Consider the following 18,535-nt stretch of genomic DNA (forward strand, 5'->3'; position numbering starts at 1 on the left):
ATGATCACTCCCGTCACCACCACACAAGCATCGACCTCTCAGCAATCCGCAGAGAATACACAGACCTCTGCGATCACATCTGACTTTGAGACCTTCTTGCTAATGCTCACTGCCCAAGCACAGAATCAGGATCCGTTAGAACCCATGGACTCGACTCAGTACGCATCGCAGCTGGCCCAGTTCTCGATGGTCGAACAACAAGTTCAAACCAATGATCACTTGTCGTCTTTGGCCAGCACTTTGGGCAGCGTCAATCTGAATGAGCTTGCAAGCTGGGTCGGCATGGACGTCCGATCAACAACTGCTTTCCATTTTGACGGTCAGCCCAAGACACTGTTTGCTCAGGCTGATCCAAAGGCCGACACTGCCAAACTGGTAATACGCGACGAAAACGGAACCGTTCTCGATAGAATGACAGTGTCCCCAGCACAATCCGAGTTTGTGTGGGCCGGCGTGACCGCATCGGGCGATCCGATAGGCACCGGCAACTACACTGCTACACTGGAAAGCCACAAGAATGGAGAACCGCTGTCTCAAACGCCAGCTGCTGCCTATAACCGCGTTGTAGAAGCACAGGTTGGGGGCAACTCAGTGCTATTGACCCTCAGCGGCGGGCAGGTGATTTCCGCAGGCAAGGTGAACGCCGTTCGAACTGGTGCTTGATCTGCGGCACAGGAGCGTCCAAAGCTTTGCAAATCGACTCGCTAAAAGAAGTGACGGAACCTCTGCCCGAAACGCCTGCACCTCCTCGCGATCTGGTTGACCACCTCTGCGCTCAGGGGCTAGTCAGCACATGCCCGCGTTTTGAAACGCTGTATGGTGGACGCACCAATCAAGTTTGGAAAGTTCTAGAGGACGGAGGCGACAAGGTGCTGAAGCTTTACAGCACCACGCTTCGCAATCCGCTGTTTCGTAATGACGCTGAACTCGAGGCGCGGTGCCTGGAGGCCCTTGGCCCGGAAGGCTTCGTGCCGCGTTTGCGTGCAGCAGGGCGGCACAAGGACGCACATTGGGTCTTTTATGACCACGCCCCCGGAACACCCTGGCAGAAGGGCACCGATACGGTTGGCAGGTTGTTGCGACGATTGCATGACCTTGTGCTTTCTGTCCCGGCCCCGGCCGGATGTAACGGCAGTGCCGATCTAAAGGCCCACGGGTGTCGCATTCTACAAGGCTGCACCTCGGAGGCACAGCACAGGTTGTTTGAACAGCAACCAACGATAGAGGTCGCGCCCACGGAACGGACATGTTTGATCCACGGTGATCCTGTTGCAGGCAACATTTTGGTTGCAACTGACGGCCTGACATTGATCGACTGGCAATGCCCTGCCCGTGGCGACCCAACCGAAGACCTTGCCTTGTTCCTGTCGCCTGCCATGCAACGGCTGTACCGGGGGGCACCTCTTTCAAAAGCAGAGGAAAACCAGTTTTTGTCCGCCTATGATAATGCGGAAATCGTAGCCCGCTATCAGCACCTCAAACCCTGGTACGCCTGGCGTATGGCAAGCTATTGTCTGTGGCGCGCGGAGAATGGCGCGCCCGATTATGCAGAAGGTCTGAGGCTGGAAACGGCTGCTTTGTGATCGTCGGCTTTATCTAAGATCCGCAAGAGCCATCAGGGCATAGGCTGGCGGCATGATTGCCCGCCGCCAACGTCCCATTGGAAACCGCTGAGGTGTTTGACTCATGAGCGTGGGCAAGCCGGCATTCTGCCCCAACGCCAGCCTTGCCAAGGCTCGGCCACAATAGGTTCCCATAGCGACGCCGTTGCCGTGGTATGCAAAGCCAGCGTACATGCCCGGCTGCTCGGGTATGGGACCGACATAAGGCGTCAGCGCACGGGACATGCACACCAATCCGGACCAAAGATGCGTGGCTTCAACCTGTGACCAGGCCGGAAACATCTTTTTGAAATCCTGCTGAACCTTTGCCCGTATGGATGCTTCTGTCTGCACTGAGGACCGCAGCCCGCCCCGCATGCCAAACAGAAATCGCCCGTCCGGCATCAGGCGGAAGTAATGCAGAAGGTTACGCGTGTCGTAACACATCTGGTCCGACGTCCAGCCCTGTGCCATTTGCTCGGCCTGGCTGAGCGGTCGCGTAACCATAACCGTAGACTGGGCAGGCATGTACCGCCCCGACATCCAATCCGGAATGTCTTCGCTGGAATACCCGTTGGTGCAGATCAGCACGATTTCTGCGTGGACCTGCCCAGTATGTGTTTTCAAAGCAAATCCTGATGCAGTTTTGTCGATACGCTGCACCGGGCTGTTTTGAAACAGGCGCACACCCAAAGCTTCCGCTGCTTTCGCAAGCCCAAACAAATATTTGCGAGGGTTCAGGCCAAAGCCAACCGGGTGCGTGTACCCACCCAAAAAGGGACCGCCCAATCCCAACCCGGGTAAGTCTGCTGCATCATGCAGCACGCCCATCTCATCTTGGTTTCTGCGCAACACGTCCATGGCGTGGTTCGAATGCGCCAATTGGGTTTCTCCGCTGGAATGTCTGTCCGCTGCTATCCCATGCTGGTCAAGAAGAGCGGCGACCAGGTTCACCGCATCCTCTTCCGCAGTTGCATAGGCCCGCGTTGCATCACGCCCAAAGCGCCGCTCCATTGCCGCTGGGCTTAGTTTGGACCCACCGAGACAGCAGAAACCGCCATTTCGCCCCGATGCACCCCACCCCGGCGGACCAGCTTCGAAGACCGCAACTGAAGCGGCTTCAGCCAAATGCAGGGCAGCGGAAACGCCAGTAAACCCGCCACCAACAACCGCGACATCCACCTTCGTGTTGCCCTGAAACTCTAGCCAATCCAAGGCAGGCACTGTTTCGTCCCACCAACAGCCGTCGCGTGGTGCGTCGCTATAAGCGTAGTCGGGAAATACCCGCTTCATTCGGTGCGTGCCGCGGCCATCTCATCCTGCCGCTGCCTGACCATCGCCCGTTTGGTCACAAGCGAGGCCGTAATCACCCCAACTGTCACCACGGCAATCATGATCGTGGACAACGCGTTGATTTCCGGACTGACGCCAAGGCGCACGGCCGAGAAGATCTTGATCGGCAATGTCGTGGCCGACGGCCCCGAGGTGAAAGAGGCAATCACCAGATCGTCCAGCGACAAGGTGAAGGCCAGCAACCAACCCGAGATCACCGCCGGTGCGATGATCGGCAGGGTGACAAGGCGGAACGCCTGCGCCGGTGAACATCCCAAATCCAGCGCAGCTTCCTCCAACGAGCGATCAAAAGTGATGAGGCGCGAGGACACAACAACCGAAACGAAACACATCGAAAAGGTCGTATGGGCCAGAACGATAGTCAGGATTCCTCGATCCAGACCGATCCCGATAAACAGCAGCAACAGTGACAGACCGGTGATCACTTCGGGCATCACCAACGGTGCATAGATCATGCCGGAAAACAGCGTCCGGCCAAAGAACCGCCCGCTTCGGACAAGCACATAAGCGGCAGCCGTTCCCAGAATCGTTGCCAGTGTCGACGAAAACACCGCGACCCGGATCGTGACCCAGGCAGCATCCAAAAACGCCTCGTTCTGAAGAAGCTCTCCGTACCATTTGGTAGAAAACCCGGCCCAGACCGTGACCAGCTTGCTTTCATTAAAGCTGAAAACGATCAGGATGATCATAGGGATATACAGGAACGCAAATCCCAACGTCAGCGAAACCGTATTGAACCAACTTAATCTGTTCATCCGTCGGCCTCCGCCTGTTTCTGCTGGTTCCGCTGGAACAGCACAATGGGAATCACCAGGATCAACAGCAACACGATGGCCACAGCACTGGCCACCGGCCAGTCTCGGTTCGAGAAGAACTCCTCCCACAGAACCTTACCAATCATCAGCGTACCTGAACCGCCCAGAAGCGAAGGGATCACAAACTCACCGATCACCGGGATCATCACTAGGAAGCAACCCGCGATTATGCCTGGTTTGGACAGCGGAATCGTCACCAGCCAGAACGCTTGCAAACGGGAACATCCCAGGTCTTCGGCTGCCTCGATCAGTGATCCATCTAAGCGCTCCAAAGCCGAGTAGATAGGCAGGATCATGAAGGGCAGATAGGTGTAAACGATGCCGATATAGACAGCGGTCGAGGTGTTCAGGATCGTCAGCGGGGTCGAGATGAGACCCGTCCAAAGCAAAATCTGATTCAGGTACCCTTCGTTCGAAAGAATACCCATCCACGCGTAAACCCGGATTAGGAATGAGGTCCAGAAGGGCAGGATAACCAGCATCATCAGCGTCGGACGCCATTCCTGGGGTGCACGTGCCATGCCATAGGCAATAGGGTAGCCAACTAACAGCGTCAGGAAGGTCGAGATCAAAGCGATCTTGACGCTGGACAGGTAGGCTTTCCAATACAAATCGTCTTCGGTGAGCCAGACATAATTCTCAAAATCCAGCTGACTGAAGAAATCTTTGATCCCCGCCCAACCGGCTGAAAAGTCCAAAGTCGGAGTATAGGGCGGAATGGCAAGCGCCGTGTCCGACAGTGAAATCTTCAAGACAATGAAGAACGGCACCAGAAACAATGCCAACAGCCAGACATAAGGGATGGCGATCAGAACAGCGCGGCGCATCAGTTGGCCAACAAAACCGCAGCCGTCGCTGTCCAGGACAGCCAGACCGGGTCTTCCCAGGTGAACGAACGGCGCGAGATGCGGCGGGTGTTGGCCGTCTGCGCCTTGATGATTGTGCCATTTTGCAGTTCGACGTGATAGGTGGACAGATTGCCCAGATAGGCAATGTCATGAACCTTGCCCTGAACGGCGTTGACCGCATCGGCCGGCCGCTCGGCAGAGATAGTCACTTTTTCAGGGCGGATCGCCAGATGACAAGACTGACCGTTCGAGAATCCGGTTGACGATGACGCCGTCAAAGGGGCCTGACCTTCGGCCCAATCAATCTGATAAGTATCCTCCCCCGATGGGGCTGCACGGCCTTCGATAATGTTCACATCTCCAATGAAATCAGCGACATAGACCGAAGCCGGGTTTTCATAAATCCGGTCGGGCGTGGCAACCTGCATCAGCTGCCCCTGATCCATCACTGCCACGCGGCTAGCAACGGTCATGGCTTCTTCCTGGTCGTGGGTGACGATCACGAAAGTCGTGCCCGTTTTCTCTTGAATATCCATCAATTCGAACTGCGTATCTTGGCGCAGTTTCTTGTCGAGCGCGCCCAACGGTTCGTCCAACAGCAGAAGTTTTGGAGCCTTCGCCAGCGAGCGCGCCAAAGCCACGCGCTGTCGTTGTCCACCTGAAATCTGATGCGGCTTACGGCGGGCAAACTGCTCCAACCGTGTCAGACGCAACATCTCTTCAACACGCTCATCCAGGTCATGTTTCGGCATGTTGTCCCGGCGCAGACCAAACGCGATGTTTTCCCAGACGCTGAGATGCGGGAAAAGGGCATATGACTGAAACATCATGTTCACGGCCCGCTTGTTCGGTGGGATCGGGTCGATATCCTGACCGCCCAGTAGAATATGGCCTTCGGTCGGGGTCTCGAACCCGGCAAGCATCCGCATCATCGTTGTCTTGCCGCACCCTGACGGGCCGAGCAGCGCAAAGAACTCACGTTCGAAAATATCCAGCGACAGGTTGTCGATCGCTGTGAACTCGCCGAAGCGCTTGGTCACATTCTGGAACTGGATCAAAGGTTTCGCCTGTGGGTCTTCCCATGGCTCAAAGACGTCAGAATTCAAAGCAGCCCCCGCTTGTCTTAAAGGACAATATTGCAGCGGGGCGGTTTCCTGACCGCCCCGCGCTTGTTCACTCCGATCAGGTACCTGACTTGATCTTGGTCCAAAGACGAGTCACGACGCGCTGCGTTTTCGCGGGATATGGCGTCGTGATGTACAGGTTTTGCATCGTGGCCTCATCCGGATAAATCGCCGGATCGCCGATCACGTCTTCCTCGAGGAACTCCTGCGAAGCTTCGTTGCCGTTGGCGTAGTAGACGTAATTGGACGCGGCAGCCATGTTGTTGGCATCCAGGATGAAATTCAGGAACTTATGCGCGCCTTCCGGATTCGGTGCATCCGCCGGGATCGCCATTTGGTCAAACCACATCAGCGATCCTTCCGCGAACGGATGATATTCGATGTTCACACCGTTCTCGGCTTCGGCTGCGCGGTCTCGTGCCTGCAGGATGTCACCTGACCAACCCACGGCAACGCAAATATCGCCATTCGCCAGCGCGTTGATATATTCCGAACTGTGGAATTTCTGGATATGAGGGCGAACGCTTGTCAGAACGTCTTCAACTTTTTTGATCACATCCGGATCGTGGCTGTCGGGGTCCTCACCGATGTACTGCAAGGTCATTGGTATCATTTCGGCTGGCGCATCAAGGAAATGAACACCACACGCCGCCAGTTTTTCCATGTTCTCTGGCTTCAAAACCAGATCCATGCTGTTCAGTGCCACATCGTCGCCCAAGGCTTCTTTGACCTTGTCGACATTCACACCAATGCCCGTGGTGCCCCACATATAGTTAATCGAATAGGCGTTGTTTGGGTCATATCCAGCAGTTCGCTCTTGAATAACGTCCCAAAGGTTGCCCGCATTCGACAATTTGGCCGCATCCAGTTCCTGAAACGCCCCTGCCTGAATTTGACGTTGAAGGAACGTGCCAGAAGGCACCACCACGTCATAGCCCGAACCACCAGCCAGCATCTTGGTTTCCAGAACCTCGTTGCTGTCAAACACGTCGTAGATGAGGGTCAGACCAGTTTCTTCCTCGAATTTGCTCAGAAGCTCTTCGTCGATGTAGTCGGACCAGTTGTAGACACGCACCTCTTCAGCGAAAGCCGCTGAAGTCCCCAATGCGATGACCGCTGTCATGGTCAGCGTTTTGATTGTCATATTCTTCTCCCTGCAAGTGTACGGCTATTTTCCCGTTTTTTTGGATTTGATCAAGTTTTGCGTTTTCCCCCGATCCAGCGTATGGTTTCACGAGGCCTGTCACCTGACAAGTCAGGGTTAGTCGAAATAGGATGAACCAATTGGATTTGATCAAAAATAAGGCATCTTCGCCGCAAGCCGAAAGCGGGAAACAGCCCGCGCACGAGCAGGTTTATCAAACCCTCAGGTCGCAGATCCTGTTTGGGGAATTGGTCCCTGGGCAACCCGTCACAATCCAGGGTCTGACTGATTCGCTGGGTGTTGGAATGACCCCGGTCCGCGAGGCAATCCGTAGGCTGATTTCGGACGGGGCCTTGGTATTTCAAGGCAACCGCCGCGTTAGCGTTCCGCTTTTGACCTCCGACGACATTGAGCAGATGATTTTCGCCAGAATCTCAATAGAATCAGAGCTTTCCAGACTCGCCACTGCGAATTTACAGGCAGACGACATAGATCATCTTGAGCGTATCGACAAACAGCTGGATCATATGATCGCAGATGGCGACGTTGGGGGCTATCTGCGTTTGAACCAGGCCTTTCATGAATCGCTATATTCCCACGCCAATGCAGCGATTCTCAGTGATCTTGCCGAAAGACTGTGGCTGCGATTTGGCCCGTCTCTGCGTGTGGTGTGCGGTCGCTTTGGCACGCAAAGCCTGCCTGATCGGCATAAGGATATAATCAGCGCATTACGAAACGGAGACGCTGAAAAGGCGGCAAAAGCTACCGCTCAGGACATTGAACAGGGTATGGAATTGATCTCGGAGTCGCTCACATCAGGCTGATTTCGTCCGATTCGATTGACAGTCAAAAATTTGATCATATTGTGATCACCACTGCTTTTGTGGGAGAGCCTCAGATGTCCACCATCACCAACCATATGCCAACCGCCGAACTACAGGCACTGGACGCCGCGCATCACCTTCATCCATTTTCTGCCAACGACGCGCTGGGTCAGGAAGGCGCACGCGTGATCACTCGCGCCAAGGGGGTCTATCTGACCGATAGCGAGGGCGAAGAGATTCTTGACGCCATGGCTGGCTTGTGGTGCGTCAATATCGGTTACGGTCGCGACGAACTGGCCGAAGTAGCCGCACGTCAGATGCGTGAACTGCCCTATTACAACACGTTCTTTAAAACGACACACGTTCCAGCCATTGCATTGGCCGCAAAGATTGCCGAGCTGGCGCCTGGCGATCTGAACCACGTCTTCTTTGCGGCGGGCGGGTCCGAGGCCAACGACACCAATATCCGTCTGGTCCGAACTTACTGGGCCGAAAAAGGCCAGCCGAATAAGAACATCATCATTAGCCGCCATAATGCCTACCACGGGTCTTCCGTGGGCTCGGCCTCGTTGGGAGGTATGGCAGGAATGCACGCGCAAGGCGGCATCCCGATTCCAAACATTCACCACATCAACCAACCCAATTGGTGGGCCGAAGGTGGTGACATGTCGCCCGAGGAATTCGGACTGGCCCGCGCACGCGAACTGGAAGAAGCCATTCTGGAACTGGGCGAAGACCGCGTTGCAGCCTTTATCGCCGAACCCGTGCAGGGCGCAGGGGGCGTGATCGTCGCGCCGGATACCTATTGGCCGGAAATCCAGCGTATCTGTGACATGTACGACATCCTTTTGATCGCCGACGAGGTCATCTGCGGATTTGGCCGTACCGGCAATTGGTTCGGTTCGCAAACCGTCGGGATCAAGCCGCACATCATGACCATCGCCAAGGGCCTGAGCTCGGGTTATGCGCCCATCGGCGGATCAATCGTAAACGACGAGATTGCCCAAGTGATCGGCGGCACCGAGTTCAACCACGGCTACACCTATTCCGGCCATCCGGTCGCCGCTGCCGTAGCTTTGGAAAATCTGCGCATTCTTGAAGAAGAGAAAATCGTCGAGCATGTACGCGATGTAGCTGCCCCTTACCTGAAGGAAAAATGGGAGGCTCTGGCCGAACACCCGTTGGTCGGTGAGGCAAAGATCGTCGGCATGATGGCCTCAATCGCGTTGACACCAGACAAGGCCAGCCGCGCCAAATTCGCGTCCGAGCCAGGCACTGTCGGCTATATCTGTCGCGACCGATGCTTTGCCAACAACCTGATCATGCGCCATGTCGGCGATCGGATGATCATATCACCCCCGCTGATCCTGACCCCCGCAGATATCGACGAGATGTTCGTGCGAATCCGTAAATCGCTGGATGAGGCACAGGCCGAGATTATCGCACAAGGATTGATGAAAGCGGCCTCGTAAGCCATTTCGCAATTGTAAAGTCAGGGGACGCTTTGAACAGCGTCCCTTTTCTTATTTGGCTTCAAACTTACGTTTCTTACTGCAAACCCAGACGTAGAACTCTGCACGTTGCCACCTTTGAGAAGACAGTCGTCAATAGTTACGAGACCTCTTGCCAACAGCTACCATAAGTTTACGCGCGACAAAAAACTTGATTTCACCCACGTCAACTTCAAATATTCGAATGCGATTCGGAAGAATATTACCTCGGCCTGTATCGCAACCTGCCATCCCGCAGGGTCTACCTCCTGTCTGCCGTGTGAGTGGTGGCAGACAGGAGGCTTCACAATGCCAAATCGTAAAAGACGCAGTCAGCGCCTGCGTTTGAAACTGAGCCGGGCCTGGGTTTTACGACTGCCTTATCGCAGCCGCTCCAATAGTTCCTCAGTTGGATACCCATCTGGCCGCAAACCTTGCGCCAGTTGGTATGCGCGCACCGCGCTGATCGTGTTCGGCCCAGCCCGCCCATCTATACCCTTTGTATCAAACCCGGCATTGGTCAGGCGGGTTTGCAGTTCCTTTTTTTCGGTGAAACTCAACACGCGGTCAGCGCGCGGCCAGTCGGATCGAAACGGTACACCTCCGGCCAGCCGGTCGGACAGATGCCCGATTCCGATCACATACGCGTCGGCCCCGTTATACGCCTCGATCACTTTGAAATTGTCGAAGATCATCAAGGCAACACCCCGCCCGCCTGCGGGAAGCAGAATCGCGGCCTGACCATGATCCGCAACAGCGTTGCCGTCAGTTCCCACAACACCCTGTGCAGCCCATGCGGACGGCATCCGGGTGAAGTCGCGCCGGGCCGAAGCGTAATCGAAATCCGCAGGCAATCGCACTTCGACACCCCAAGGTTGCCCCTTAGTCCAGCCGTGTTGTGCCAGATACGACGCCGCCGAGGCCAATGCATCCGTTGGATCGTCTGACCAAATGTCGCGACGGCCATCTCCGTCAAAGTCGACCGCATGATCCAAATACGAGGTCGGCATGAACTGCGTGTGGCCCATCGCGCCCGCCCAACTGCCCAACATATTTGCGGCGCTTACATCGCCTTCCTGCACGATCCTTAGGGCAGCGATTAACTGAGTTTCGAAGAACTGAGCACGCCGTGCATCAAAAGCCAGTGTCGCCAAAGACCTGAGCGTGCGGCTACTGCCACGGTAGGACCCAAACGAGGTTTCCAGCCCCCAGATTGCCGTGACCACCTCTTTCTCGACTCCGTATTCAGCCTCGATCTGCTTCAGCACCTGCCGGTGCCGTTGCATTGCGGCCCGACCATTGGACAGGCGCGTATCCGAGACGGCGGAATCGAGATATTCCCAGATCGGTTTCGAGAATTCCGCCTGATTTCGATCCCGCGCGATAATGTCTTCGTCAAACGTTATGTCCGAAAACACCTTAGACAGCGTTCCTTGCGATATGCCCTGCTGTCGCGCCCTATCCTGAAACGCGCTCAGCCAAACCTGAAACCGCGCTGCCGCCGCCGCAGACACCTGCAGCGCCTCGATTGATGGTCGCGGAACGGGTCGAAGCGAAACAGCCAAGTCTGCCGAGGCCAGCTGTATCGTTTCGCCAAGCATATTGCCGCCCGACCATTTTCCAGTTTTTGTTGTGTCCGCCTGCACCATGGATGCCCATAATGCGACGGTCATGACGCCGCCTACGCATTTATGCATACCGATTTTTCCTGATTACTGCTCACCCTTAGGGTAGCGCAAAATCGGTAAATCACAAAGCGCTCAGGTACCTGCCTCGCAGTCTTGTGCTTCCCGGTCTGCGCGTATGCGGGCCAGCACATCGCGCAGCATCGGCACCCGGTTTGGCCTAAAGCTTTGATCCGTCACACACATATCCTGCATCCGGTCGAGGCGAAAAACGCGGAAATCCTGCCTCAGATGACACCAGCTGAGTAACACGTTCGAACGGTCCATATAGACGATGCTAAGCGGATCTACGCGCCGCCGCGTGGCCTCTCCCTTTGCGTCGGTATAGGAAAACTCTACTGCACGCTCATCCCAAGCCGCCTGTCTTAGTGTTGCCGCGTCAATCGTCGGTGCCGGGGGTCGGTCAAACCGGGTGGCCGCCAAAATTGCGTGACTCAATCGGTGCGACTGACGCGCGGGCAAGCGGCCCTGCAACTTTCGAAGGGCAGCATTGGCAGCTTCTGCCAAAGCCGGATCACCAATAACCTGAACTTCACGCAGGCCCAGAACCAGCGCCTCAAGCTCATCATCGGTGAAGCCCAGCGGGGGCAATGTTGCATCCTCGATCAGAGTAAACCCAAACCCCGCTTCGCCGTCGATCACGGCCCCCAGACCACGCAGCGCATCGATATCGCGATGGATGGTCCGGGCAGACACATCCAGATCCTGCGCCAGTTGCGCTGAGGTTTTGGGCGACGGGCCAGAACGCAGGGCCTGCATCAATTGGAAGAGTCGGGCGGTGCGAGACATGATGCACCCTAGCTTAAACCTAATGTCAGAAACTGTCATCAGTGCCGACTACGTATCAAGCATCCCCACAAACGGAGCCCAGTGATGCTGACCCTTCTCACCTATCCTTCTGCCTTCGGCCTGTTCAGTGCCAGCCCGTTCTGCGTCAAGACGGCTTTGATGCTGCAACATTCCGGCCGGAAATGGCAGCGCTCTGACATGCTTGATCCCCGAAAGATGCCGCATCAGAAACTACCCGTTCTGCGCACACCCGAGCGTCTGATCCCCGACAGCGACCTGATCCGCGACTGGCTGGAAACCAACGGCGCAAATTTCGATCAGGGGCTGACCGATGTGGAAAAGGCGCATTCCCGCGCTTTGGTACGCATGGCCGAAGAACACCTGTATTTTCACATCGTTCTGGACCGTTGGGGCAATGACGACGTGTGGCCGATCCTACGCGAAACCTTCTTTACCGGGATACCGGCCCTGATCCGCAAGCCTGCGTCCAACGCAATCCGAAAATCTGTTCTGAAGGGGATTACGTCTCAAGGGATTGGGCGGTTCTCGCTGTCCGAACGGTTGGACAGGGTTGAACGCGATCTTGAGGCGATCTCGGCCTATCTTTGGCAATCCTCGTTCTTGCTGGGGGACAGGCCGACGTCTGCGGATATGAGCGTCGGTCCGATGCTGGCTGCAATGCGCGCAACGCCTGCGGATACCCCGCTGACCCAGCGCATCAAACAGGATAAGGTGTTGAACAGTTACGTGGACCGGATGGAACAGGCGATACCCGTTTGAAACCTTTTGATAACCCCAAAGTCGCCGCAGCATTCGAGGCCCTGGCACCGCCCGCGCGCGCAGGGGCCTTTGCGCTGCGTGACCTGATCATTGATACGGCAACAACTCTGCCCGCGGCCACCCCGCTGCGAGAGGAGCTGCGCTGGGGCCAACCTGCGTATCTTGCGCCCAAAGGATCAACGATCCGGCTGGGGGCACACAAGTCGGCCAGTTTTGCACTGTTCGTGCATTGTCAAAGCCGATTGATGGGTGATTTCACCTCTGCCTTCCCGAATGAAGATCGCATTGACGGGACCCGCGCCGTTCTGTTCGACGACCCGCATCAGATAGATCCGAACCGCCACGGGTGGCTGATCGCCCGGGCGCTGACCTATCACCTCTGACGGCGCTTGCGTTCCACCTTGCGCTTGATCTTGTCCTTCTTGCGCTTGGTGCTGACAGCCTTTCGGCGGGTCGCCCGCTTGGAATGACCCCGTCCGCGCGGCAGCGCCTGATCGTCGATCGACAAAAGTTCCAGTTCCAGACCGCCAGTAACAGGTGTTGCTTCGGTCAAGCGAACGGTGACACGCTGACCGATCGCGATGATCAGGCCGGTGTCCGACCCCATCAGTGTCCCGGCCTCGCGGTCGAAATGAAAGAACTCGCGCCCCAAAGACCGCACCGGCACCAGCCCGTCCGCGCCGGTTTCGTCCATCTTCACGAAGGCCCCGAAACGGGCGATGCCGCTGATCCGGCCAGAGAACTCATTGCCCACCCGCTCGCTTAGATAGGCGGCCAGATAACGATCGGTTGTGTCCCGTTCCGCCATCATCGAACGGCGCTCTGTGTCCGAAATGTGCGTGGCGATTTCGTCCAAGCGCATAATTTCATCTTCAGTCAGCCCGTCCTTGGCCCAGCCATGGGCCGAGATCAGAGCGCGATGTACGATCAGGTCGGCATAGCGGCGGATGGGTGATGTGAAATGCGCATAGTTCCGCAGCGCCAATCCGAAATGCCCGAAGTTCTCGGGGTTATAATAAGCCTGCGCCATTGACCGCAGAGTGGTCAGATTGATGAGTTCGGCGTCCTCTGTCCCCGCAGCCGCGTTCAACAATGCGTTCAGATGCCGGGTCTGCAATACCTGCCCCTTGGCCAGGTTCAAACCCGCCGCCTGTGCTGTTTCCCGCAAGCTTTCAAGCTTCTCAGGCGCGGGTTCCTCGTGCACACGGAACAATAGCGGGCGGCGCTTGGCAATCAGGGTTTCAGCAGCGGCGACATTGGCGAGGATCATGAACTCCTCGATCAGCTTATGGGCATCCAAACGGTCGCGGAACGCCACGCTCGTCACTTCGCCGGTTTCTGACAGAACGATCTTACGTTCGGGCAAATCAAGCTCTAGCGGCTGCCGCACCGCGCGGGCCTTTTTCAAGGCAGCGTACGCGGCATAGAGCGGTTTTAACACTGGCTCCAGCAACGGCCCGGTGCGATCATTCGGAGTGCCGTCAATGGCCTCTTGTACTTCTGAGTAATTCAGCGAGGCAGCCGACCGCATCAGTCCGCGGACAAAGCGATGTCCAATCTTGTTCCCATCTCCGTCGATCTGCATCCGCACAGCGATACAGGCACGCGGCACACCCTCGTGCAGGGAACACAAATCGCCCGACAAACGATCCGGCAGCATCGGAACCACCCGATCAGGAAAATAGCTTGAGTTGCCCCGCTTTCGCGCCTCACGATCCAGGGCAGTTCCGGGCTGCACATAAGCGGCGACATCTGCAATGGCGACCCAGATCACGTGCCCGCCCGGGTTCTTCGGGTCGTCATCGGCGTGCGCATAGCATGCATCGTCATGATCCCGCGCGTCCGAAGGGTCGATGGTGAGCAAAGGCATTTCCCTAAGGTCTTCGCGGCCCTTCAAACCAACTGGCTTGGCCTTGTCCGCCTCGGCAATCACCTTGTCAGGGAAGTCATCCGGAATGCCGTGCTGATGAATCGCGATCAGTGACACAGCCTTGGGCGCGGTCGGATCACCCAAACGTTCAACAATGCGCGCACGCGGCAGACCCATGCGGTTTTTGGGTCCCGCCTGCTCAGCTTCGACCAACTCGCCGTCTTTAGCGCCCAGCAGTGCCCCGTCGGCAACCAGCCATTCGGTGGATCCGGCCTTGTCGATGGGCACGATCCGCCCCCCTTCGGCGCCCTTGCGGAAGATGCCGACGATTTTGCGCGGGTTGGTTCCGATGCGGCGGATCAGGCGAGCTTCATAGTTATGATCTTCTTCATGCACCACGGTCAGACGCGCCAGAATGCGGTCGCCCTCGCCCAGCGCCGGATCACTGGCGCGGGCAATGATCAGCACGATGGGCTCGACCCCCTCACCATGCCACTCCAGCGGACGGGCAAACAGGTCTCCATCTTGGTTCGGTGCCCTGACCTGCAAAACGCTGACCGGCGGCAGGCGATCCGGGTCGCGATAGCTGCGCTTGCGCTTTTCAAGATGCCCTTCGGCCTCAAGTTCTTTGAGGATGCGCTTGAGATCAATCCGATCTGCGCCCTTGATGCCAAAGGCCTTGGCAATATCGCGTTTCGACGTCAGAGTGGGGTTCGCCGAGATCCAGTCCAGGACCTCCTGCTTGGTGGGGATGCGAGTCATATCTTCGGCCTATCACGCGTTTGCGACCGCGTCATGATCAAAAAACTTCAGGCTTTCAGATCGGCCACCGTATCCACATCGCGCAGGTGATCCAGCAACGAGACCCGCGCGCCGGGAACCGTGGCCAACGTGTCCGCCAAAGCGTGTTCCGTCGACCAGCGCACATTGCGAAACAGACCTGCTGGCAAAGCCGCATAGCGTTGCGCGCCAACCAACCAGTAACCGCCATCCGGTGCAGGGCCAAAGACCATTTGAGACCGCCCCAGTGCACCAAAAGCGCTGGCAATGTGAGCCCGCGAAATTCCCGGAATATCGGCACCGATCAGGCAAACCGGACCTTTGGGCATGCCCCGCAGCATTCGCCCCATCCGATCCCCCAGATCGCCACGCCCCTGTGCGGCGCGCGGCAAATCAGCCGGCCAGACCCGACTGTTCAGACCCTCTGCATCCGGGGACACCGCCAATACGATCTGCCAGCGTGGATCCCGCAGACGCCGGATCAACGACCGGGTCTGATGCCGGAACCACCATGCTGCACCCACCATGCCGATGTCGCGACCCAACCGTGTTTTCACCCGACCCGGATGGGGTTCCTTGACCATGATCACCAATGTGCGCGGCATGGGTCAGGCAAAGTATTCCGTCAGGATGCGCGTGTAGATCGACTTGAGCTGTTCGACCTGTGCCACCTCGACGCATTCATCCACCTGATGCATGGTGCGCCCGACCAGCCCAAACTCAACCACCGGGCAGTGATTTTTGACGAAACGCGCATCCGATGTGCCTCCTGTTGTGGACAACTCGGGCGTGACACCGGTTTCCGCTTCGACCGCCTTGGCCACCAGATCAGACAGTGGCCCCGGCGGGGTCAGAAAGCTTTCCCCAGAAATCTTGATTCTTACGTCCACCTCAACGCCGTACTCGGCAGCCACCTGATCCGCCTCTGATTGCAACCAATCGCTTAGGCTCGCACCGGAATGCAGATCGTTGAAACGAATATTGACCGCGCCACTGCTCCGGGCTGGGATCACGTTGGTGGCAGCGTTCCCCGTGTCGATCGTGACCACTGCCAAAGTTGAGGCGTCGAAGTGATCCGTGCCCTGATCCAGTTCGTGACTTGCCAACCGATCCATCAGCCGCGCCATCGCAGGCAGTGGGTTCTTAGCCCGATGCGGATAGGCCGAATGCCCCTGAACGCCAGTGATCGTGAACCATGCCGTCATCGAACCGCGACGGCCGATCTTCATCATCTCGCCCATCGTGTTCGGGCATGTGGGCTCACCTACCAGGCAGACCGACATGCGCTCATCTGCGCTGCTCATATAGTCGAGCAAGGCGGTGGTGCCATCCAGCGCATCACCTTCTTCATCGCCGGTAATCGCCAGGATGACGGCCCCGTCCGGCGGTGTGTCGCGCACGAAGTCTATCGCAGCCGCAGCAAACGCCGCGACCCCGGATTTCATATCGGTGGTACCGCGCCCGTACATCACACCGTCCCGCACCTCGGCCCCGAAAGGCGGCATCGTCCAAGCCTCTTCGTCGCCTACCGGAACAACATCTGTGTGGCCGTTGAACCCGAAGCTGCGCGCGTGGCCTTTCTGGCCCCACCGCGCGAACAGGTTACTGATGCCGCCACGGTCGACACGTGTGCACTCAAAGCCCGCCCCAGTCAGAACCGAGTCGAGCAATTCAAGCGCGCCGCCCTCTTCCGGTGTGACCGATGGGCAACGAATCAGGTCGGCTGTCAATTGAACGGGGTCGGTCATGCGGAGGCCTCTGGAGCTTTGTCTTTCGCGGGTTCGCGCACAGATTCAACGAATTGCCCGGTTTTCCAACCCCAATCCACAAAAAAATCAATCTTCCGACGCCGGACGTGTCAAAGCGAGACCCCAACAAAACATGGCAATTTACCCAGCGACCACCTTGCCGTGTGTCACACAATCGCGTTACAGGGCCGCGAAACAGGTGAAAAGAAAATGAAACGCGCGTTTTACGCTCTGATCTGCCTGACTTTCGCCGTCATCGCACAGCAGAGCCTGGCACAGACCCTTTCCGTCACGACCGTGACACGCCCCCCGTTTTCCTATGTCGAGGACGGGGATGAAACGGGTTTCTCGATGGACTTGCTTGCGGCACTGGCCGAGTCGCTGGGCTGGGACTATTCCGTCAACCGTGTGGACGCCTTTTCCGAAATGCTGGGTGCCGTACAAGACGGGTCTGCCGACCTAGCCATCGCCAATATCTCGATCACGGCGATGCGTGAAACACAGATGGATTTCAGTCAGCCGATCTTTGAGGCCGGGCTGCAGATCATGGTGCCGTCAGACGCGGTTCGTCGGCCCTCGCTGTTGCAGGCGTTGCTGTCCAAAGAACTCTTCATTGCTATCGGTCTGGCCTTTGCCATTCTACTGGGCGGCGGCATGTTGATGTGGAGCTTTGAGCGCCGCGCCCAACCTTATTTCGACCGCAAACTGAACGAAGCCTGGTTCCCGTCATTCTGGTGGGCGCTCAACTTGGTTGTGAATGGCGGCTTCGAAGAGCGGATGCCCCGCACCCCATTTGGGCGAATGTTGGGGGTCGTGCTGGTTGTGTCGTCGCTGTTCATTGTGTCGGTTTTCACCGCACGCATAACCTCGGTCATGACGGTAGACGCGATTACCGGCAGCGTGAACTCGGTCAACGATCTTTACGGCAAAAATGTCGGCACCATTTCCAACTCGACCGCGGCAAGTTTTCTAAACCGGCGTGAGATCGAATTCACCGGCTATCCCGGACTGGAGCAGATGCTGGACGCCTTCAAGGCCGAGGAACTTGACGCAGTCGTATTTGACGCGCCAGTCCTGTCCTATTTCGCCTCGCATGAGGGGCGGCGTATTGCGTCCATGACAGGCGGCATCTTCCTGCGCGAAAACTATGGCATCGCCTTCCCGACCGGATCGCCGCTGGTCGAGGACGTCAATCAGGCTTTGCTGTCACTGCGCGAAGATGGAACTTACGACGAAATTTACCGCAAGTGGTTCGGTACACGAAACTAGGCTTCAGCCTCGTCGCCATAAAACGGTGTCATCTGCGCGACGATCACGGCGTTTTCGTCCAATGCGCGTTGCATTAGGGCACGCTCGTCCGGCTCTATGTCATGCCCTTGCGCTTCGCGTTCCGCCAAAGTGCCATACCCGGTGACATCCAGCGGCGCTGTATCGGCTTGCTTCAGAATGGCCACCGTTTCGCGCACGGCCTCGGCCTCGTCGACTCCGCTGGCATAGCAGATCAACGCCGCGCCGGTCGCCCCTTCGGGCAGCCCGTCACCATCCTTGCGACCGATCTGGACCAGAAGAGTATAAACTTGCTGACGCGAAGGTTTCTTTTGCTTTTCCATGCGCAGGGCCATAGCTGCGTGCCCGCCGACGGTCAAGAAGCCCAGAATTGCAGACGGGCAATCTGGCGTCCATA

18 protein-coding genes are annotated in these 18,535 nt (G+C 57.2%); 7 read left to right on the forward strand and 11 right to left on the reverse strand.

What is annotated here, in order from left to right; all coding sequences use genetic code 11:
* Both GS632_RS00710 and GS632_RS00715 read left to right on the forward strand, forming a co-directional pair.
* Entirely contained in the window at positions 1–663 is a 663-nt protein-coding gene (locus GS632_RS00710) for a flagellar hook capping FlgD N-terminal domain-containing protein (protein ID WP_171721974.1), read from the forward strand.
* A gap of 26 nt (positions 664–689) precedes the next feature.
* Positions 690–1,583, forward strand: coding sequence for a phosphotransferase family protein (locus GS632_RS00715; RefSeq protein WP_253284403.1), 894 nt, complete (start codon positions 690–692; stop codon positions 1,581–1,583).
* A gap of 9 nt (positions 1,584–1,592) precedes the next feature.
* Here the strand turns inward: GS632_RS00715 and GS632_RS00720 are convergent, their stop codons facing one another.
* The 5 genes from GS632_RS00720 to GS632_RS00740 all read right to left on the reverse strand — a co-directional run bounded on the left by GS632_RS00720 (position 1,593) and on the right by GS632_RS00740 (position 6,885).
* Entirely contained in the window at positions 1,593–2,894 is a 1,302-nt protein-coding gene (locus tag GS632_RS00720; protein WP_171721975.1) for an FAD-binding oxidoreductase, read from the reverse strand.
* Positions 2,891–3,709 carry an ABC transporter permease gene (locus GS632_RS00725; RefSeq protein WP_171180347.1) on the reverse strand — a complete coding sequence of 273 codons (819 nt, stop codon included), beginning with the start codon at positions 3,707–3,709 and terminating at the stop codon, positions 2,891–2,893. Before GS632_RS00725 ends, GS632_RS00720 begins: the two co-directional genes overlap by 4 nt.
* On the reverse strand, positions 3,706–4,596 hold the full coding sequence (locus GS632_RS00730) for an ABC transporter permease subunit (protein WP_171236111.1): 891 nt from the start codon (positions 4,594–4,596) through the stop codon (positions 3,706–3,708). The genes GS632_RS00725 and GS632_RS00730 overlap by 4 nt, the downstream gene beginning before the upstream one ends.
* The gene (locus tag GS632_RS00735; RefSeq protein ID WP_171238712.1) at positions 4,596–5,723 is read right to left on the reverse strand and encodes an ABC transporter ATP-binding protein; all 1,128 of its coding nucleotides are present in this window, start codon (positions 5,721–5,723) and stop codon (positions 4,596–4,598) included. The genes GS632_RS00730 and GS632_RS00735 overlap by 1 nt, the downstream gene beginning before the upstream one ends.
* A gap of 76 nt (positions 5,724–5,799) precedes the next feature.
* Positions 5,800–6,885, reverse strand: a complete 1,086-nt coding sequence (locus tag GS632_RS00740) for a polyamine ABC transporter substrate-binding protein (RefSeq protein ID WP_171180349.1) — start codon at positions 6,883–6,885, stop codon at positions 5,800–5,802.
* A 140-nt stretch (positions 6,886–7,025) separates the two neighbouring features.
* Here GS632_RS00740 and GS632_RS00745 point away from each other — a divergent pair, with 140 nt between their 5' ends.
* The gene (locus GS632_RS00745) at positions 7,026–7,709 is read left to right on the forward strand and encodes a GntR family transcriptional regulator (RefSeq protein WP_253284404.1); all 684 of its coding nucleotides are present in this window, start codon (positions 7,026–7,028) and stop codon (positions 7,707–7,709) included.
* A 74-nt stretch (positions 7,710–7,783) separates the two neighbouring features.
* Complete coding sequence (locus GS632_RS00750; protein ID WP_171721976.1) at positions 7,784–9,181, forward strand: aspartate aminotransferase family protein; 1,398 nt, start codon at positions 7,784–7,786, stop codon at positions 9,179–9,181.
* Positions 9,182–9,579: 398 nt separating this feature from the next.
* Here the strand turns inward: GS632_RS00750 and GS632_RS00755 are convergent, their stop codons facing one another.
* Entirely contained in the window at positions 9,580–10,872 is a 1,293-nt protein-coding gene (locus GS632_RS00755) for a lytic murein transglycosylase (RefSeq protein WP_253284405.1), read from the reverse strand.
* An 87-nt stretch (positions 10,873–10,959) separates the two neighbouring features.
* Positions 10,960–11,673, reverse strand: a complete 714-nt coding sequence (locus GS632_RS00760) for a YafY family protein (protein WP_171620110.1) — start codon at positions 11,671–11,673, stop codon at positions 10,960–10,962.
* 84 nt (positions 11,674–11,757) lie between these two features.
* On the opposite strand from GS632_RS00760, the gene GS632_RS00765 reads away from it, so the two are divergent.
* Complete coding sequence (locus GS632_RS00765) at positions 11,758–12,453, forward strand: glutathione S-transferase family protein (RefSeq protein WP_171721978.1); 696 nt, start codon at positions 11,758–11,760, stop codon at positions 12,451–12,453.
* Positions 12,450–12,836, forward strand: coding sequence for a DUF1801 domain-containing protein (locus tag GS632_RS00770; protein WP_171721979.1), 387 nt, complete (start codon positions 12,450–12,452; stop codon positions 12,834–12,836). The genes GS632_RS00765 and GS632_RS00770 overlap by 4 nt, the downstream gene beginning before the upstream one ends.
* Here GS632_RS00770 and rnr read toward each other — a convergent pair.
* The 3 genes from rnr to dapE are packed head-to-tail and all read right to left on the reverse strand — an operon-like array spanning position 12,827 to position 16,851.
* Positions 12,827–15,085, reverse strand: a complete 2,259-nt coding sequence (rnr, locus tag GS632_RS00775) for a ribonuclease R (RefSeq protein WP_171721980.1) — start codon at positions 15,083–15,085, stop codon at positions 12,827–12,829. The genes GS632_RS00770 and rnr overlap by 10 nt on opposite strands.
* 47 nt (positions 15,086–15,132) lie before the next feature.
* Entirely contained in the window at positions 15,133–15,708 is a 576-nt protein-coding gene (locus tag GS632_RS00780) for a TIGR04282 family arsenosugar biosynthesis glycosyltransferase (RefSeq protein ID WP_171180366.1), read from the reverse strand.
* 3 nt (positions 15,709–15,711) lie between these two features.
* Entirely contained in the window at positions 15,712–16,851 is a 1,140-nt protein-coding gene (gene dapE / locus GS632_RS00785) for a succinyl-diaminopimelate desuccinylase (RefSeq protein ID WP_171721981.1), read from the reverse strand.
* 210 nt (positions 16,852–17,061) lie between these two features.
* Here dapE and GS632_RS00790 point away from each other — a divergent pair, with 210 nt between their 5' ends.
* On the forward strand, positions 17,062–18,120 hold the full coding sequence (locus tag GS632_RS00790) for a transporter substrate-binding domain-containing protein (protein ID WP_171180370.1): 1,059 nt from the start codon (positions 17,062–17,064) through the stop codon (positions 18,118–18,120).
* On the opposite strand, the gene GS632_RS00795 is transcribed toward GS632_RS00790, so the two are convergent.
* The gene (locus GS632_RS00795; RefSeq protein WP_171180372.1) at positions 18,117–18,461 is read right to left on the reverse strand and encodes a hypothetical protein; all 345 of its coding nucleotides are present in this window, start codon (positions 18,459–18,461) and stop codon (positions 18,117–18,119) included. The two genes, GS632_RS00790 and GS632_RS00795, sit on opposite strands and share 4 nt — an antisense overlap.
* Positions 18,462–18,535 lie beyond the last annotated feature (74 nt).

This window comes from Ruegeria sp. HKCCD7296, from assembly GCF_013110775.1.
Lineage (GTDB): Bacteria > Pseudomonadota > Alphaproteobacteria > Rhodobacterales > Rhodobacteraceae > Ruegeria.

Excerpts from the sequence above, each read along its gene's own strand:
- GS632_RS00765 (WP_171721978.1), top strand. The coding sequence starts at position 11,758 with ATGCTGACCCTTCTCACCTATCCTTCTGCCTTCGGCCTGTTCAGTGCC.
- rnr (WP_171721980.1), bottom strand. The coding sequence starts at position 15,085 with ATGACTCGCATCCCCACCAAGCAGGAGGTCCTGGACTGGATCTCGGCG.
- GS632_RS00790 (WP_171180370.1), top strand. The coding sequence starts at position 17,062 with ATGAAACGCGCGTTTTACGCTCTGATCTGCCTGACTTTCGCCGTCATC.
- GS632_RS00780 (WP_171180366.1), bottom strand. The coding sequence starts at position 15,708 with ATGCCGCGCACATTGGTGATCATGGTCAAGGAACCCCATCCGGGTCGG.
- GS632_RS00710 (WP_171721974.1), top strand. The coding sequence starts at position 1 with ATGATCACTCCCGTCACCACCACACAAGCATCGACCTCTCAGCAATCC.
- GS632_RS00730 (WP_171236111.1), bottom strand. The coding sequence starts at position 4,596 with ATGCGCCGCGCTGTTCTGATCGCCATCCCTTATGTCTGGCTGTTGGCA.
- GS632_RS00725 (WP_171180347.1), bottom strand. The coding sequence starts at position 3,709 with ATGAACAGATTAAGTTGGTTCAATACGGTTTCGCTGACGTTGGGATTT.
- GS632_RS00750 (WP_171721976.1), top strand. The coding sequence starts at position 7,784 with ATGTCCACCATCACCAACCATATGCCAACCGCCGAACTACAGGCACTG.
- GS632_RS00720 (WP_171721975.1), bottom strand. The coding sequence starts at position 2,894 with ATGAAGCGGGTATTTCCCGACTACGCTTATAGCGACGCACCACGCGAC.
- GS632_RS00740 (WP_171180349.1), bottom strand. The coding sequence starts at position 6,885 with ATGACAATCAAAACGCTGACCATGACAGCGGTCATCGCATTGGGGACT.
- GS632_RS00760 (WP_171620110.1), bottom strand. The coding sequence starts at position 11,673 with ATGTCTCGCACCGCCCGACTCTTCCAATTGATGCAGGCCCTGCGTTCT.
- dapE (WP_171721981.1), bottom strand. The coding sequence starts at position 16,851 with ATGACCGACCCCGTTCAATTGACAGCCGACCTGATTCGTTGCCCATCG.
- GS632_RS00755 (WP_253284405.1), bottom strand. The coding sequence starts at position 10,872 with ATGACCGTCGCATTATGGGCATCCATGGTGCAGGCGGACACAACAAAA.
- GS632_RS00795 (WP_171180372.1), bottom strand. The coding sequence starts at position 18,461 with ATGGAAAAGCAAAAGAAACCTTCGCGTCAGCAAGTTTATACTCTTCTG.